Source organism: Stenotrophomonas maltophilia, from assembly GCF_023518235.1.
GTDB lineage: Bacteria > Pseudomonadota > Gammaproteobacteria > Xanthomonadales > Xanthomonadaceae > Stenotrophomonas.
In genome coordinates, this window is sequence record NZ_CP090423.1 from 2,975,001 (window position 1) to 2,990,685 (window position 15,685).

Sequence of the window (15,685 nt, forward strand, 5' to 3'; positions counted from 1 at the left end):
TAGTTGCCCAGCGACTTGGACATCTTGTTGACGCCGTCCAGGCCTTCCAGCAGCGGCATGGTCAGCACCACCTGCGGCTTCTGGCCATGGTGTTCCTGCAGGCCACGGCCCATCAGCAGGTTGAACTTCTGGTCGGTACCGCCGAGCTCGACGTCCGCTTCCAGGGCCACCGAGTCGTAGCCCTGCACCAGCGGGTACAGGAACTCGTGGATGGCGATGGACTGCTGGGCGGCATAGCGCTTGGCGAAGTCGTCGCGCTCGAGCATGCGCGCCACGGTGTGCTGGCCGGCCAGGCGGATCATGTCGGCCGCGCCCATCTTGCCGAACCACTCCGAATTGAAGCGGACTTCGGTACGGCTGCGGTCGAGCACCTTGAACACCTGCTCCTCATAGGTGCGGGCGTTGGCCAGCACGTCCTCGCGGCTGAGCGGCTTGCGGGTGAGGCTCTTGCCGGACGGGTCGCCGATCATGCCGGTGAAGTCGCCGATCAGGAAGATGACCTGGTGGCCGAGGTCCTGGAACTGGCGCATCTTGTTCAGCAGCACCGTATGGCCCAGGTGCAGGTCGGGCGCGGTGGGGTCGAAGCCGGCCTTGATCCGCAGCGGACGGCCTTCCTGCAGGCGCGCACGCAGATCCTCGAGCTTGAGGATCTCGTCGGCACCACGGCCGATCAGGGCAAGGGCTTCTTCAATCGAGGACACGTGACTACTCCCGGCAACGCCGATTCTTGTGTGGGGTGTTAAAGCAAAGTTAACCCGATTGGCTTCACAAAAGCCAATGGGCACAAGGGTTTGACGCGGTTTTCTCAGGTGTCTATGGTAACCGGCGTTTAGGCCCGCGCTCCCGGGCCGTCAGGAAAAATCGCCGATGCACAATTCCGAACAAGGGCGCGCACGCAAGCAGCGCTTCCAGGAACGCCTCCACGTCCTGCACGACAACGCCCTGCATCGGAAGCTCAGGCAACACCTTCCCGCCGCCTTCAATGAACGCTGGACCCGGCGCCATTGGATGCATGCCAGCCTGTTCGCGACCATCGGTGCGCTGGTGGCGACGATCGTCCCCGGCTTCTCGCACACCATCGATGCGCCCTTCGCCGACAGCCATACCAGCCTGGCGCTGCCGTTGCCGCCGTTGGCCCTGGCCCGCCAGCAACAGGTGCCCGGTGACAGCTGGCAGGTGCTGCGCGTACAGCGCGGCCAGACCCTGAGCGATCTGTTCGACAAAGCCGGTATCCCGGCCACCACCCTGCACCGGGTACTGGACCACCCCGGCGCGCGCGAGGCGCTGACCAAGCTTCGCCCGGGCGCCGAGATCGCCTTCGACATGCCGCTGTCCGGCTACCTGCGCAGCATCCGCTTCGACCGCGATGCCGACAACCGGGTCGAGCTGAGCCTGGCCGGCGATGACATCAAGGAGAAGGTGACCCAGCGCGAGACCTCCACGCGCACGGTGGTCACCAGCGGCGAAATCACCAGTTCGCTGTATGCGGCCGCGCGCCGGGCCGGGCTGTCGCCGTCGGCGATCGCGACGATGACAGACGACATCTTCAAGTACGACATCGACTTCTCCAAGGACCTGCAGCCGGGCGACCGCTTCAGCGTGGTGATGGATGAAACCTGGCGCGAAGGCGAGAAGGTGGACACCAGCAAGATCCTGGCGGCGACCTTCACCACCGGCGGCAAGACCTATTCCGGCTTCCGCTTCGACCGCAACGGCAAGTCCGAGTACTACGACATCAACGGCCGTTCGCTGAAGAAGAGCTTCATCCGCATGCCGATCCCGTTCGCACGGCTGAGCTCGACCTTCGGCGCGCGCAAGCACCCGGTGCTGGGCAAGATGCGCATGCACAAGGGCGTGGACTACGCCGCGCGTACCGGCACCCCGATCATGGCCGCCGGCGACGCCCGCGTGCAGTTTGCCGGCGTGCAGCGTGGCTACGGCAACGTGGTGATCCTCGACCATGGCCGCGGCCACACCACCCTGTACGGGCACATGTCGCGCTTTGCCAACATCAAGACCGGCCAGCGCGTGGCGCAGGGCACGGTGATCGGCTATGTCGGCTCGACCGGCCTGGCCACCGGCCCGCACCTGCACTACGAATTCCGCGTCAACGGCGAGCACCGCAACCCGCTGACCGTGACCATGCCGCCGCCGGAGCCGCTGAAGGGTGCCGAGCTGGTGGCCTTCCGCGCACAGACCGCGCCGGCGATGGCCCGCATCCAGGGCATGGAGAAGCTGATCTACGCCGATGCCAGCCCGGCACCGACCGGCCGCGACGAGGCCGCCCCCGAGGTGGCCAGCGCCAAGGACAAGCAGGCGACCGGCCGCAAGCGCGGCTGACCCCCTGCGTTGACGAAGAAGGACGCGGCAGCCCAAGCTTGCCGCGTCCTTTTTTTATGCCCGCCATGAACACCACTGCCGACACTGACGCCCCCCTGTACCTTGGCCTGATGTCGGGCACCAGCGCCGACGGCATCGATGCCGCGCTGGTGCAGTTCCCCGACAGCGGGGGCTGCCGCTTCGTGCACGGGCTGACCGCCCGCTGGGAGCCGGTGCTGCGCGCACGCCTGGTGGCGCTGGGCGAAGGCGGTCCGCTGGACTCGCTGGAGGAACTGGGCGAGCTGGATGCGCGGATCGCCATCCACTTCGCCGAGGCCGCCAACCAGCTGCTGTCCGAGGCCGGCGTGGACCGCCGCCAGGTGCGTGCGATCGGCTCGCACGGCCAGACCGTGCGCCATCGGCCCCTGGCCGACCCGGCGTTCACCGTACAGCTGGGCGATGGCAACCGCATCGCCGAACTGACCGGGATCACCACGGTAAGCGACTTCCGTCGCCGCGACGTGGCGGCCGGGGGCCATGGCGCGCCGCTGATGCCGGCCTTCCACCTGGGCATGCTGGGCGCGGCCGACGAGGACCGTGCAGTGCTCAACCTGGGCGGTATCGCCAACCTGACCCTGATCCCGCGCGAGGGACAGGTGCGTGGCTTCGATACCGGCCCGGCCAACGCGCTGATGGATGCCTGGTGCCAGCGCCACACCGGACGCACCTTCGATGCCGACGGCGCCTACGCGGCCAGCGGTGCGGTGGATGACAGCCTGCTGGCCGGTTGGCGTTCGGACCCGTGGTTCGATCTGCCGCCGCCGAAGAGCACCGGCCGCGAACAGTTCCACCTGGCCTGGGCCGAGACGCACATGGGCGAAGGGCAGTTCGCCGCCGCCGACGTGCAGGCCACCCTGCTGGAACTGACCGTGGCGACGGTGGCCGATGCGCTTCTGGCGCAGCAGCCGCAGACCCGCCGGCTGCTGGTGTGCGGCGGCGGCGTGCGCAACCGGCAGCTGATGAAGCGGCTGAGCGCACGGCTGCCGGGCGTGCAGGTGGAGTCCAGCGCGGTGCATGGGCTGGACCCGGAGTATGTGGAAGCAATGGGGTTTGCGTGGCTGGCACAGCGGACGCTGGACGGACTGGCCGGCAACCTGCCGAGCGTGACCGGGGCCAAGGGGCCGCGGATCCTGGGTGCGATCCATCTGGCGTGAGCAGAAGCAGTCGAGCATGGCTCGACTCTACAAAAGCACGTGGTAGCGCCGGGCCATGCCCGGCGAGTGGCGATCAGATCAATCGAAGCCCTGCCCTGCCGGCAGGGCCTGCAGCGCGGCGATGGCATCAGAGAGTGCGTCGACTTCGGGATCGCCAAAGCCGGAGCGGACCTCCAGTTCACTACTGAACAGCCCCTGCTCCAGCAGCGCGGCGCAGGTCTGTTCATGGGTCCAGCCGCGGGCCACGGCGACCCGGCGGATGCGTTCCAGCAGCAGCGGGTCCAGGTCCCGCAGCACAACGTCGGCCATGCTCACTTCCCCGTTCGCAAGGCACCGCCCCCTCGGCGCGTCGGGGCGATGATCCCGCAGACCGGGCGGGCAGGCAATCAGGCCGCCGGTGGCGGGGTCCGGTCGACGATGCGCGGCCACAGCCACGCCAGCAGCAGCAGCGTCGGCACCACGGTGATCGAGCTGAGGATGAAGAACGTGCTGTACGACGTGGCTTCCACGATATAGCCGGACACACCACCGACGAACTTGCCGGGCAGGTTGGCCAGCGACACCAGCAGCGCGTACTGGGTGGCGGTGAAATTGCGGTCGGTGAGCGAGGACATGAAGGCCACCAGCACGGTGCCGGCGAAGCCCTGGAACAGGTTGTCGGCACTGAGCGCAGCGTAGAACGCCCACAGCTTGCCCGGGTTGTGCGCCATCAGCAGGAAGGCCAGATTGGACAGCGCGACGCCGAGCGCGGCGACCAGCAGCATGCGACGGAAGCCGAAGGCCGCCACCGCGATGCCGCCGAGGAACGCGCCGCCGATGCCCATCCACACGCCGAACAGCTTGGACACCGTGGCGATGTCGGCCTTGTCGAAGCCCGAGTCGAGATAGAACGGACCGGCCATCACCCCGATGACCTGGTCGGGGAACTTGAACAACCCGACGAACGCCAGCAACACCAGGGCCAGCGCCACGCCATTGCGGCTGAAGAAGCTGGTGATCGGCTGCACGAACGCTTCGGCCACGTCGATGCGCCGCTGCACGGTGGTGGCCGGACGTTCCGGTTCGGCGCACAGCAGGGTGGTGATGATCGGCAGCAGCATCAGCGCGGCCATCGCCAGGTAGGCAACGATCCAGCCTTCGAACTGGGCCAGGTACAGCGCGCCGGCCCCGGCCAGGATCAGGCCGATCCGGTAGCCCAGCGTATAGGTGGCGGCCAGTGCGGCCTGGGCGGTCTGCGGGGCGATCTCGATACGGTAGGCATCGACCGCCGAATCCTGGGTGGCGCCGGCAAACGAGGCCACCAGCACCCACGCCACCAGCGGCCACACCCCCTGCTCGGGGCGTACGAATGCCAACGCCACCAGGCCGACCAGCACCATCACCTGCGATACCAGCAGCCACGAGCGCCGGCGTCCCAGTCCGCCGAGCAGCGGGAAGGCATAGCGGTCCAGCAGCGGCGCCCACAGGAACTTGAGCAGGTAGAAGAAGCTGGCCAGGCTGATCAGGCCGATGCTGCCCAGGTCCAGGCCGACATCACGCAGGCGGGTGGACAGGGTCTGCGAGGCGATCAGCAGGAATGGCAGGCCGCTGCCGAAGCCGAGCATGGCCATGGTCAGTGCCGAGGGCGTACCGAAGGCGCGCTTGATCCCGGCCCAGCCCTTGTAGCTGGCCGGCGTGGCCGCCTCGGTCACAGGTCGTAGTCCACGGTGAACGGGGCGTGGTCGGAGAAGCGCTCGTCGCGGTAGATCGAGCAGCTGCGCAGGCGCTCACGCAGGCCCGGGGTGATGAACTGGTAGTCGATGCGCCAACCGACATTGTTGGCACGGGCGGCGCCGCGGTTGCTCCACCAGGTGTAGTCCTCGCCGGTGGGGTTGAGCAGGCGGTAGGCATCGGCCCAGCCGCGACCGGCGGCGACATCGGTGGCCTGGCCGTGGTCGGCGCACAGGGCGTTGAGCCAGTCGCGCTCCTCCGGCAGGCAGCCGGAATTTTTCTGGTTGGACTTCCAGTTCTTGATGTCCAGTGCTGAACGGACGATGTTCCAGTCGCCGCACAGCACGTAGTCGCGGCCGCTGCGCGCCCACTCTTCAAGGATCGGCCGCAGCCATTCCATCACTTCGAACTTGAAGCCCTGGCGCAGGTCGCCCGAGCTGCCGGACGGGATATAGAAGGAGACCACGCTGAGGTTGCCGTAGCGGGCCTCGATGTAGCGGCCTTCGTCGTCGAACGGGGCCCAGCCCAGCGAGGTGATGACCTGGTCCGGCTCGCGCTTGCTGTAGATGGCCACGCCGCTGTAGCCCTTCTTGGTGATGGCGTCGCGGTAGAAGCAGTGGTGGCCGTCCGGGCGGAACATCGGGTCGGTCAGCTGGTCTTCCTGGGCCTTGGTTTCCTGGATGCACAGGACGTCGGCGTCCTGGGCCCGGAACCAATCGAGGAAGCCCTTGGTTGCGGCCGAACGGATGCCATTGGCGTTGAAACTGATGATGCGCATGCGGGGGAACCTGCGGCGGGAAACCGGGCAAGCATACCGGTTGCCTGCGGGGCTGCGCAGTCTGCCGGCGGCCCCCGGGCGGGCCTTCACGGCGGGGCAAACGAGCGCGAAACGCCCAGCTGGATTAGGATTTGTGCTCCAAATGAAGATGAATCGAGTTTTGATGAGCGACCACCGCCACCGTTTCCTGCAGCTGGCCTTGACCGCCGACGCCCTCCGCTTCGGCCAGTTCACCCTCAAGTCCGGCCGCCTGAGCCCCTATTTCTTCAACGCCGGTCGCTTCGACTCCGGTTCGCTGCTGTCCCAGCTCGGCGCCTGCTACGCCGATGCCATCGACGCCACCGGGATCAAGTACGACGTGGTGTTCGGCCCGGCCTACAAGGGCATTCCGCTGGCCACCGCGATGGCCTGCGAGCTGGCCCAGCGCGGCCGTGACCTGCCGCTGTCGTTCAACCGCAAGGAAGCCAAGGACCATGGTGAAGGCGGCCAGCTGATCGGCGCCGACATGAATGGCAAGCGCGTGCTGATCGTCGACGACGTGATCACCGCCGGTACCGCGATCCGCGAGGCGTTGGCCATCATCCGCGGCGCCGGCGGTACCCCGGCCGGCATCGTGGTGGCGCTGGACCGCCAGGAGATCGCCTCGGAATCCGACCGCCGCTCGGCCGCGCAGTCGGTGGCCGAAGAAGCAGGCATCCCGGTGATCGCCGTGGCGTCGCTGGCCGACCTGCTTGATTTCGCCTCCGGCAACCCGGAACTTGTGGGCTACCGGCAGCCGCTGGAAGCCTACCGGGCCCAGTACGGCGTTCGTTCGACCCGCTGACCACCCAGGGGAAAGGCCATGTCCCGCGTTCCTGCTGTTCTCTTCACCGGCCTGCTGCTGGCCGTGCCGTTCACCGTGCCGGCGCAGTCGCGCGACCCCGGCAAGGTGGAGAAGAAGCTGTACTGCTGGAACGAGGGCAAGGAACGGATCTGCAGTGATTCGCTGCCGGCCGATGCGGTCAACCACGCCCGCGAGGAGTTCAATGCGAAGAGCGGCCTGCGCAATGCGCAGGTCCAGCGCGCGTTGACCGACGCCGAGCGCGCCGAGGCCAGCACGGCCGCGGCGCAGCAGCAGCTGGACCTGATGGCCGTGCAGACCCGCCAGCGCACCGAGCAGGCCATGCTGTCCACCTATGGCAGCGAAGACGACCTGCGCCGGGTGTTCGCCGAACGCCAGGAAGTGCTGGACAACAACCTCAAGACGGCCGAGTACAACGTGGCCAGCATGCGTGAATCGCTGGTGGCGCTGTTGTCGGCCGCCGGCGACCGCGAACTGGGGGGCGCCCCGGTGGCCGAGAAGCAGGCCGAGGCAATCCGCCAGCGGCACGCGCAGCTGCAATCCCAGCAGCGGCTGCTGGCCGGGTTCGCGCAGCAGCAGCAGGCGTTGAAGGCCGAGATCGAAAGCACCCTGCAGCGCTATCGCGAGCTGAAGGGGCTGGCGCCGGCGAACGCTCCGGCGGGCTGACGGCGCTGCCTCCGCCGGGCCTGGCCCGGCGCTACCCCGGGCCCGGTTACGGGTTGAGCCGCTGAATTTATGCACTCTTTACGCGCCGGCCCGGTCCGGCGCGTAGTGCGTTTATGGGTGGCAGGACGACGATGGCGGCCTGAGGTGGAGGGGTTCCACCAGGACGCTATTGCAATGTCCCCCTGGCTGTCGTTGTTGTGTGGCGTGCTGGTGCTGGTCGCCGCCGCCTATCTGCTTTATGTCGTGCTGCGGCCCGAGTCGTTCTGACGGAGCCTGACATGACTGAGATGCTTGTGATTATTGCCGTCAGCGTTGTGCTGGCGTGGCCGCTGGGCGTGTACCTGGCGCGGGTGATGCGTGGCACGCCGATGAAGGTCGACGTGCTGTTCCACTGGATCGAGAAACCGCTGTACCGGGTGTTCGGTGTCGATCCATCGCGTTCGATGAGCTGGCGCGGCTATGTGCTGGCGTTCGTGCTGAGCAACGTGGTGGTGGCGGTGCTGACCCAGACCGTGTTCATGACCCAGGCCTGGCTGCCGTTGAACCCGGACCAGATCCCGAACATGCGCTGGGACACCGCGCTGCACACGATGATCTCGTTCCTGACCAACACCAACCAGCAGCACTATTCGGGCCAGGCGCAGCTGTCCTACCTTTCCCAGATGACCGGCATCACCGGTCTGCAGGTGGTAACGCCGATGATGGGCCTGGCGTTGGCCGTGGCCACGCTGCGCGCGTTGTTCTCGCGTGCGCCGCAGGCTGCGGCGGCCACCGGCGCCGGCGATGACCGCCAGGTGGCGGTGGGCAACTACTACGTGGACGTGGTGCGCCTGTGCGTGCGCTTCCTGCTGCCGCTGTGCCTGGTGTGGACCCTGCTGCTGACCAGCCAGGGCGTGCCGTCCACGATGGCGGGCGGGCCGCAGGCCACGCCGATCGATGCCAGCGCCGGCATGGCCGAGCAGAAACTGCCGTTGGGCCCGGTGGCGGCGATGGTCGCGGCCAAGCAGCTGGGGGCCAATGGTGGCGGCTGGTACGGCCCCAACAGCAGTTTCCCGCTGGAAAACCCGACGCCGCTGTCCAACGCGCTGGAAGTGCTTGGCATCCTGCTGGTGCCGATGGCGGTGATCTTCATGATCGGTGCCTTCACCGGCCGCCGACGCTTCGGCGTTCTGGTGTTCAGCTGCATGCTGGGCATGTCGCTGCTGTCCACCGGCGCGATGATGTGGAGCGAGGGCCATAGCGCCAGCGCCGCCACCCCGCTGCTGATGGAAGGCAAGGAGGTGCGTTTCGGCGCCGATGGCACTGCGCTGTGGGCGGCGGTGACCACCCAGGTCTCCAATGGCTCGGTGAACGGCATGCACGATTCGCTGGCGCCGCTCAGTGGTGGCATCGCGATGGTCAACATGCTGGTCAGCGCCATCTGGGGCGGCATCGGCTGCGGCCTGCAGCAGTTCATCGTGTACCTGCTGCTGGGCGTGTTCCTGGCCGGCCTGATGACCGGGCGTACGCCGGAACTGTTCGGCCGCAAGCTGGAGACACCGCAGGTACGCCTGCTGGCGCTGCTGGTACTGCTGCAGCCGATCACCCTGCTGGTGTTCACCGCGATCACCCTGGCCGTGCCCGGCCTGGCCGGCACCTCCAACCCCGGATTCCATGGCATCAGCCAGGTGTTCTACGAGTATGTCTCGGCCTATGCCAACAACGGCTCGGGCTTCGAAGGGCTGGGTGACGCCACGCTGTGGTGGAACCTGAGCTGCTCGCTGGTGCTGCTGCTGGGCCGCTTCCCGCTGCTGATCATCCCGCTGGTAGTGGCTGCGCAGCTGGCCGCCAAGCGCCAGGCGCCGGAATCTGCCGGCAGCCTGCAGATCGAAACGCCGACCTTCGCCCTGACCCTGGTCTCGGTGATCGTCATCCTGACCGTGCTGCAGTTCATGCCGGCGCTGGTACTCGGCCCGATTGCCGACCATCTGAGCCTGGGACTGCACTGAGGACACCCCCATGAGTAGTCATGCAAGTTCAACCCGTAGTTCCCATGCGCCGCGCCCTGCCCTGCTCGATGCCGCCGGCCTGCGCCGTGCGCTGATCGAGGCGGTGCGCAAGCTGTCGCCGATGCACCTGGTGCGCAGCCCGGTGATGGCGGTGGTGATGGCCGGCACGATCGTGGCAGCGATCGTCACCCTGACCGGCAATGCGCCGCTGGGCTTCGGCCTGGCGGTGACCGCGATCCTGCTGGTGACCGTGCTGTTCGGCAACTTCGCCGAGGCCGTGGCCGAAGCCCGCGGCCGTGGCCAGGCCGCCTCGCTGCGCCGTGCCCGCCAGGATCTGGTGGCACGCCGGCTGGCGGCACCGCAGCCGGATGCCGCCGAAACCCAGGTTCCAGCCGCCGAACTGCGGCCGGGCGACCACGTGATCGTCAGTGCTGGAGAACTGGTGCCGGCCGATGGCGAGATCGTGCAGGGCCTGGCCACCATCAACGAAGCGGCGGTGACCGGCGAATCGGCACCGGTGCTGCGCGAGGCCGGCACCGACCGTTCCGGCGTGATCGGCGGCACCAAGGTGCTGTCCGACCAGATCATCGTGCGGGTGACCGCCGAGCCGGGCCACAGCTTCCTGGACCGGATGATCGCGCTGGTGGAAGGTGCCAACCGGCAGAAGACCCCGAACGAGATCGCGCTGACCCTGCTGCTGGCGGCGATGACGCTGACCTTCCTGGTGGTGGTGGCAACGCTGCCGGCCATCGGCGCTGCAGTTGGCGTGCAGGTCGATCCGCTGCTGCTGATCGCGCTGCTGGTGTGCCTGATCCCGACCACCATCGGCGGCCTGCTGCCGGCCATTGGTATTGCCGGCATGAACCGAGCGCTGGCCGCCAACGTGCTGGCCAAGTCGGGCAAGGCGGTGGAAGTGGCCGGCGACGTCGATGTGCTGCTGCTGGACAAGACCGGCACCATCACCTACGGCGACCGCCAGGCCAGCCACTTCCATCCGCTGGCCGGTATCGATGCCAGCCAGCTGCGCGAAGCGGCGCTGTTGTCCTCGCTGGCCGACCCGACCCCGGAAGGCAAGTCGATCGTGCGCCTGGCCCGCGAACAGGGCTGCGCCACCGCCGAGCCGGAGCATGCCGACTACCTGGCCTTCAGTGCACAGACCCGCATGTCCGGTGTCGACCTGGAACATGGACGCCAGATCCGCAAGGGCGCGCTGGACGCGATCCGCAACCACGTGCAGGCGCACGGCGGCAGCGTGCCGGCCGAACTCGGCGGACGCGTCGAGCAGGTAGCACGCAATGGCGCCACCCCGCTGGTCGTCGCCGAGGGCCGCCACGTACTGGGCGTGATCGAGCTGTCGGACGTGGTCAAGCACGGCATGCGCGAGAAGTTCGCGCAGCTGCGGGCGATGGGCATCCGCACGGTGATGATCACCGGTGACAACCCACTGACCGCCGCCGCCATCGCCGCCGAGGCCGGTGTGGACGACTACATCGCCGAGGCGCGCCCGGAAGACAAGCTGGCGCGCATCCGCCAGGAACAGGCCGGCGGTCGCCTGGTGGCGATGGTCGGTGACGGTACCAACGATGCCCCGGCGCTGGCCCAGGCCGACATCGGCCTGGCAATGAACTCTGGAACGCAGGCGGCGAAGGAAGCCGGCAACATGGTCGATCTGGATTCGGACCCGGCCAAGCTGCTGGCGGTGGTGGAGGTAGGCAAGCAGCAGCTGATCACCCGCGGCGCGCTGACCACGTTCTCGCTGGCCAACGATGTGTCCAAGTACTTCGCGATCCTGCCGGCGCTGTTTGCCGCTGCGGTTCCGACCATGGCCGCACTGAACGTGATGCAGCTGTCGAGCCCGCGCAACGCGGTGCTGGCGGCGCTGATCTTCAACGCCCTGGTGATTCCCGCCCTGATCCCGCTCGCCCTGCGTGGCGTGCGCTTCCGCCCGGCCACCGCCACTGCGCTGCTGCGCCGGAACATGCTGGTGTACGGCCTCGGCGGCGTGCTGCTGCCGTTCGCGGCGATCAAGTTGATCGACCTCCTTCTTGTCCTGGTATTCGGCGCATGAACCGTTCTGTTTCCACTTCGTCTTCCCTGTCCCGCGAACCGAAAGCCGAGGCCCGCGTGGCCAGCCTGCAGGACGGTGCCAGCTGGCGCCCGGCGATTGGCCTGGGCCTGGCCACGCTGCTGCTGGCCGGTGCGGTCTATGCCGGCATCGCTACCGGCTTTGCCGGCCTTGCCTTCCCGGGCCAGGCCGAAGGCAGCCTGCTGCGCGATGGCAACGGCCAGGTGCGTGGCTCGGTGTGGCTGGCGCAGCCGTTCACCGCCGAAGGCTATTTCCAGGCGCGGCCATCGGCGGCCAACTACGACCCGATGGCGGCGGCCGGTTCCAACCTGGCGCGCAGCAACCCGGCACTGGCCGAACGCGTGGCCGCCAGCACGGCGGCCGTGGCTGCACGCGAAGGCGTGGCGCCGGCGCAGGTGCCGGCCGATCTGGTCACCCAGTCCGGTGGTGGCCTGGACCCGCAGCTGTCGCCGGCCGCGGCCCAGCTGCAGGTGGTCCGCGTGGCGCGCGCCCGCGGGCTGCCGGTGGAACGGGTGCAGGCACTGGTGCAGGCCCATACCGAAGGACGCCAGTGGGGCGTGTTCGGCCAGCCACGGGTGAACGTGGTGACGCTGAACTTCGCCCTGGACCACGCGGCCAAGGCGCCGTGATGCCGGCCTGCACCCGCTGCGCGCACAATGGCCGGCATGACAGCGGCACCCATGACTGATGTGCGTACCCGCCAGGCCGATGCCCTGGTGGAAGGCCTGCAACGCGAAGCCGGCGGCAAGCTGACCGTGTTCCTCGGTGCGGCGCCGGGGGTGGGCAAGACCTACACCATGCTGACCCGCGCGCAGGAACAGCTGCGCCGTGGTGTCGATCTGGTGGTCGGGCTGGTGGAAACCCACGGCCGGGCCGATACCCAAGCGCTGCTGGAAGGCCTGCCGCAGCTGCCGCTGAAGGATGTGGCCTACCACGGCCACGCCCTGCAGGAGATGGATCTTGACGCCGTGCTTGCACGGCGTCCTGCGCTGGTGCTGGTGGACGAGCTGGCGCACCGCAATGCGCCGGGCAGCCGCCACGAGCGACGCTGGCAGGATGTGATGGAACTGCTGGACGCCGGCATCGATGTCTGGACGACGGTCAACATCCAGCATCTGGAAAGCCTCAACGATGTGGTGATGCGCATCACCGGCGTGCGGGTCAGCGAGACAGTGCCGGACGGCGTGCTCGATCGCCTGCATGACATCGTGCTGGTCGACCTGCCGCCTCGCGAGCTGATCGCGCGCCTGCAGCAGGGCAAGGTGTACGTGCCCGAGCAGGCCGCGCAGGCGTTGCAGGCGTTCTTCTCGCCCGCCAATCTGACCGCACTGCGCGAGCTGGCGATGCAGGAGGCGGCCGACCGCGTTGACAGCAGCCTGCGCGAGACCCGTGCCGCACGCGGCGAAGGCAACCTGCCGCTGCGGCGTGGCGTGCTGGTGGCCATCGATGGGGGTGGCCAGAGCGAATACCTGGTGCGGGTGGCGCGGCGCATCGCCGAACGCCGCGACGCACCGTGGACGGTGGTGACCGTGCAGAGCCGGCGCCAGGACGAGGCGACCCGGCGCGAGATCGATGCGGCCTTCGCGCTGGCGCGGCGGCTGGGCGGTGACGCCGAACTGCTGCACGGCTCCAGCATCGCCGATGCCCTGCTCGACCATGCCGCGCACAATGGTGTATCCACTCTGGTGCTGGGCCGTACCCGCGAACGGCCGCTGGCACGGATGTTCAACCGCACGCTGACCCAGCAGCTGATCCAGCGCGGCGCGCACTACGAGATCACCATCATCAGCACCCCGCAGGCGCGCGCGCGATCGCGACGCGAAGGCCTGTTGCCGCCCGGGCGCGGCATCAGCTACGAGCCGGTGCAGGCGCTGATCGCCACCGCGCTGGCCTGTGCCGTGGCGTGGCTGGCCGAGCGCTGGGTGGGCATGGCCGACCTGTCGATGGTGTTCATCGTGGCGGTGGTGCTGGTCGCCGCGCGAACCCGCGCCAGCGTGGCGGTGATGGCGGCGATCCTGTGCTTCCTCGCCTACAACTTCCTGTTCATCGCGCCGCGCTTCACCTTCGCCATCGGTGCGCGCCAGGGCGTGATCACCGTGTTCCTGTTCCTGGCCGCGGCACTGGTGGCCGGCCGCCTGGCCTCACGCCTGCGCATGCAGGTGATCGCGTTGCGCGCGGCCAACCGCCACGCCCGCGCGCGCCAGCAGCTGGGCCGCCAGCTGGCCAGCGCGGCCGGCAATGGCGAGGTGGCGCAAGCCGGGCGGCACGCGCTGGAACAGGCCATGGACGTGCCGGCGTGGCTGCGGATCGGCGCCGACACCGCCACCGGCGGCCGCAGCCAGCCAGGCGACACCGATCTGGCGGCCGCCGATTGGGCCCTGCGCCACGGTCAGCCCAGCGGTCGCTTCACCGATACCCTGGCCGGCGCGCAGTGGTGGTTCCTGCCGCTGCTGGATGGCGAGGACCGCGCGATCGGCGTGGCCGGACTGTATCTGCCCGGCGCCCAGGCACGCCTGTTGCCCGAGCAGCGCCAGCTGGCCGAGGCGATGGTCGACGACATCGCCCAGGCCGCGCTGCGCACCCGTCTGGTGGCCGAACTGGAACAGGCGCACGTCAGTAACGAGACCGAGCGCCTGCGCTCGGCGCTGCTCTCCTCGGTATCGCACGATCTGCGCTCGCCGCTGGCGGCGATGATCGGTTCGGCCGACAGCCTGGCCAGCTATGGCGGGGCGATGGACAGCGCCGACCGCCGCGCCCTGCTGGACACCATCCTGGTCGAGGGCGAACGCCTGGACCGCTACATCCAGAACCTGCTGGACATGACCCGGCTCGGCCACGAAGGCCTGAAGATCAACCGCGACTGGATCGGCGTGGACGAGCTGATCGGCTCGGCGGCGCGGCGCCTGCAGCGCTACCAGCCGAAGGTGCGGCTGGAGCTGGACATTCCGCCCACGCTGGCGCCGATCTGGGTGCACCCGGCACTGGTCGAACAGGCGGTGTTCAACGTGATGGAGAACGCCGCCAAGTTCTCCCCGCCCGACGCCGCCGTGCAGGTGCAGGCGCGCGAACTGGACGGGCAGCTGCGCATCGACGTGATCGATGCCGGCCCCGGCATTCCCGACGACGAGCGCGCACGCATCTTCGACATGTTCTACAGCGTCGAGCGCGGTGACCGCGGCCGCCACGGCACCGGCCTGGGACTGACCATCTGCCAGGGCATGATCGGCGCGCATGGTGGCAGCGTGCAGGCGCTGCCAGGACGCGATGGTCGCGGTACCCTGATCCGCATCACCCTCCCCCTGCTCAAGCCAGCGTCCCACGATGAGCCCGACTCCGACTGATGCCAGCGCGCCGGCCCCGCGCGTGCTGGTGATCGATGATGAAACCCAGATCCGCCGGTTCCTGGACATCAGCCTGCGCGCGCAGGGCTACCAGGTGCGCCAGGCCGAGAATGGCCAGCAGGGACTGCAGATGGCGGCCAGCGAAGACATGGACCTGGTGATCCTGGACATCGGCCTGCCGGACATGGAAGGCCATGAGGTACTGGAGCAGCTGCGGCAGTGGAGCCAGGTGCCGGTGATCATGCTGACCGTGCGTGCCGGTGAAACGGAAAAGGTGCGGGCGCTGGACAACGGCGCGAACGACTATGTGACCAAGCCGTTCGGTACCCAGGAACTGATGGCAAGGGTGCGGGCGCTGCTGCGCACCCGCAGCGTGCCGACCGACGGCACGCCACCGGTGTTCGACGATGGCCACCTGCACGTGGACCTGGTACGCCGCGAAGTGGCGCTCGATGGCGAGCCGGTGGCGCTGACCCGCAAGGAATACGCGCTGCTGTCGCTGCTGCTGCGCAATGCCGGGCGGGTGGTGACCCAGCCGCAGATCCTGCAGGAAATCTGGGGCCCGACCCACCAGCATGACACCCACTACCTGCGCATCCTGGTCGGCAAGCTGCGGCACAAGCTGGGCGATTCGGCACTGGATTCGCGCTACCTGTTCACCGAACCAGGCGTGGGATTGCGGTTCAAGGGGTGAGGGTGTGCCGACCAACGGTCGGCACCCACCAGACAAGCGAATTGGGAA

The 15,685-nt window shown here is 68.4% G+C and carries 14 protein-coding genes (1 of these 14 running past the window's edge); 10 read left to right on the forward strand and 4 right to left on the reverse strand.

The genetic code is table 11. The annotated features are described in order from the left end of the window. Nucleotides 1-701 carry the 5' portion of a tyrosine--tRNA ligase gene (tyrS, locus tag LZ605_RS13980; protein ID WP_049431058.1) on the reverse strand. The gene continues 511 nt to the left of window position 1, outside the view, so 701 of the gene's 1,212 nt are visible here — the first part of the coding sequence; its start codon is at nt 699-701; the stop codon falls past the left edge of the window. Nucleotides 702-867: 166 nt separating this feature from the next. On the opposite strand from tyrS, the gene LZ605_RS13985 reads away from it, so the two are divergent. Continuing rightward, nucleotides 868-2,340 (forward strand): peptidoglycan DD-metalloendopeptidase family protein, encoded by a 1,473-nt coding sequence (locus LZ605_RS13985; protein ID WP_249842156.1) that lies wholly within the window; start codon nt 868-870, stop codon nt 2,338-2,340. Nucleotides 2,341-2,405: 65 nt separating this feature from the next. Beyond that, nucleotides 2,406-3,533 (forward strand): anhydro-N-acetylmuramic acid kinase, encoded by a 1,128-nt coding sequence (locus LZ605_RS13990; RefSeq protein ID WP_249842157.1) that lies wholly within the window; start codon nt 2,406-2,408, stop codon nt 3,531-3,533. A gap of 78 nt (nt 3,534-3,611) precedes the next feature. On the opposite strand, the gene LZ605_RS13995 is transcribed toward LZ605_RS13990, so the two are convergent. From LZ605_RS13995 to LZ605_RS14005, 3 genes are all read right to left on the reverse strand, one after another. Beyond that, a complete protein-coding gene (locus LZ605_RS13995; RefSeq protein ID WP_005420465.1) occupies nt 3,612-3,842 on the reverse strand; it encodes a hypothetical protein in 231 nt (76 codons plus the stop codon). Nucleotides 3,843-3,919: 77 nt separating this feature from the next. Further along, nucleotides 3,920-5,224, reverse strand: a complete 1,305-nt coding sequence (locus LZ605_RS14000; RefSeq protein WP_249842158.1) for an AmpG family muropeptide MFS transporter — start codon at nt 5,222-5,224, stop codon at nt 3,920-3,922. Continuing rightward, on the reverse strand, nt 5,221-6,021 hold the full coding sequence (locus tag LZ605_RS14005; protein WP_249842159.1) for an exodeoxyribonuclease III: 801 nt from the start codon (nt 6,019-6,021) through the stop codon (nt 5,221-5,223). The genes LZ605_RS14000 and LZ605_RS14005 overlap by 4 nt, the downstream gene beginning before the upstream one ends. Nucleotides 6,022-6,184: 163 nt before the next feature. On the opposite strand from LZ605_RS14005, the gene pyrE reads away from it, so the two are divergent. The 8 genes from pyrE (at nt 6,185) to LZ605_RS14045 (ending at nt 15,637) form a co-directional block, all read left to right on the forward strand. Next, on the forward strand, nt 6,185-6,844 hold the full coding sequence (gene pyrE, locus LZ605_RS14010) for an orotate phosphoribosyltransferase (protein WP_057498237.1): 660 nt from the start codon (nt 6,185-6,187) through the stop codon (nt 6,842-6,844). Nucleotides 6,845-6,862: 18 nt separating this feature from the next. After that, the gene (locus LZ605_RS14015; protein WP_249842160.1) at nt 6,863-7,528 is read left to right on the forward strand and encodes a hypothetical protein; all 666 of its coding nucleotides are present in this window, start codon (nt 6,863-6,865) and stop codon (nt 7,526-7,528) included. Nucleotides 7,529-7,702: 174 nt separating this feature from the next. Then, nucleotides 7,703-7,795 (forward strand): potassium-transporting ATPase subunit F, encoded by a 93-nt coding sequence (locus tag LZ605_RS14020; protein WP_005407770.1) that lies wholly within the window; start codon nt 7,703-7,705, stop codon nt 7,793-7,795. A gap of 11 nt (nt 7,796-7,806) precedes the next feature. Then, nucleotides 7,807-9,516: a potassium-transporting ATPase subunit KdpA gene (kdpA, locus tag LZ605_RS14025; protein ID WP_249842161.1), complete on the forward strand. Its 1,710-nt coding sequence runs from the start codon at nt 7,807-7,809 to the stop codon at nt 9,514-9,516. Between the two features lie 10 nt (nt 9,517-9,526). Beyond that, nucleotides 9,527-11,584 (forward strand): potassium-transporting ATPase subunit KdpB, encoded by a 2,058-nt coding sequence (gene kdpB / locus LZ605_RS14030; RefSeq protein ID WP_249842162.1) that lies wholly within the window; start codon nt 9,527-9,529, stop codon nt 11,582-11,584. After that, a complete protein-coding gene (gene kdpC / locus LZ605_RS14035; protein ID WP_249842163.1) occupies nt 11,581-12,231 on the forward strand; it encodes a potassium-transporting ATPase subunit KdpC in 651 nt (216 codons plus the stop codon). Before kdpB ends, kdpC begins: the two co-directional genes overlap by 4 nt. Nucleotides 12,232-12,282: 51 nt before the next feature. Beyond that, entirely contained in the window at nt 12,283-14,943 is a 2,661-nt protein-coding gene (locus LZ605_RS14040) for a sensor histidine kinase (protein WP_249842164.1), read from the forward strand. Beyond that, nucleotides 14,924-15,637 (forward strand): response regulator transcription factor, encoded by a 714-nt coding sequence (locus LZ605_RS14045; protein ID WP_107231543.1) that lies wholly within the window; start codon nt 14,924-14,926, stop codon nt 15,635-15,637. Before LZ605_RS14040 ends, LZ605_RS14045 begins: the two co-directional genes overlap by 20 nt. The last annotated feature ends 48 nt before the right edge of the window (nt 15,638-15,685 follow it).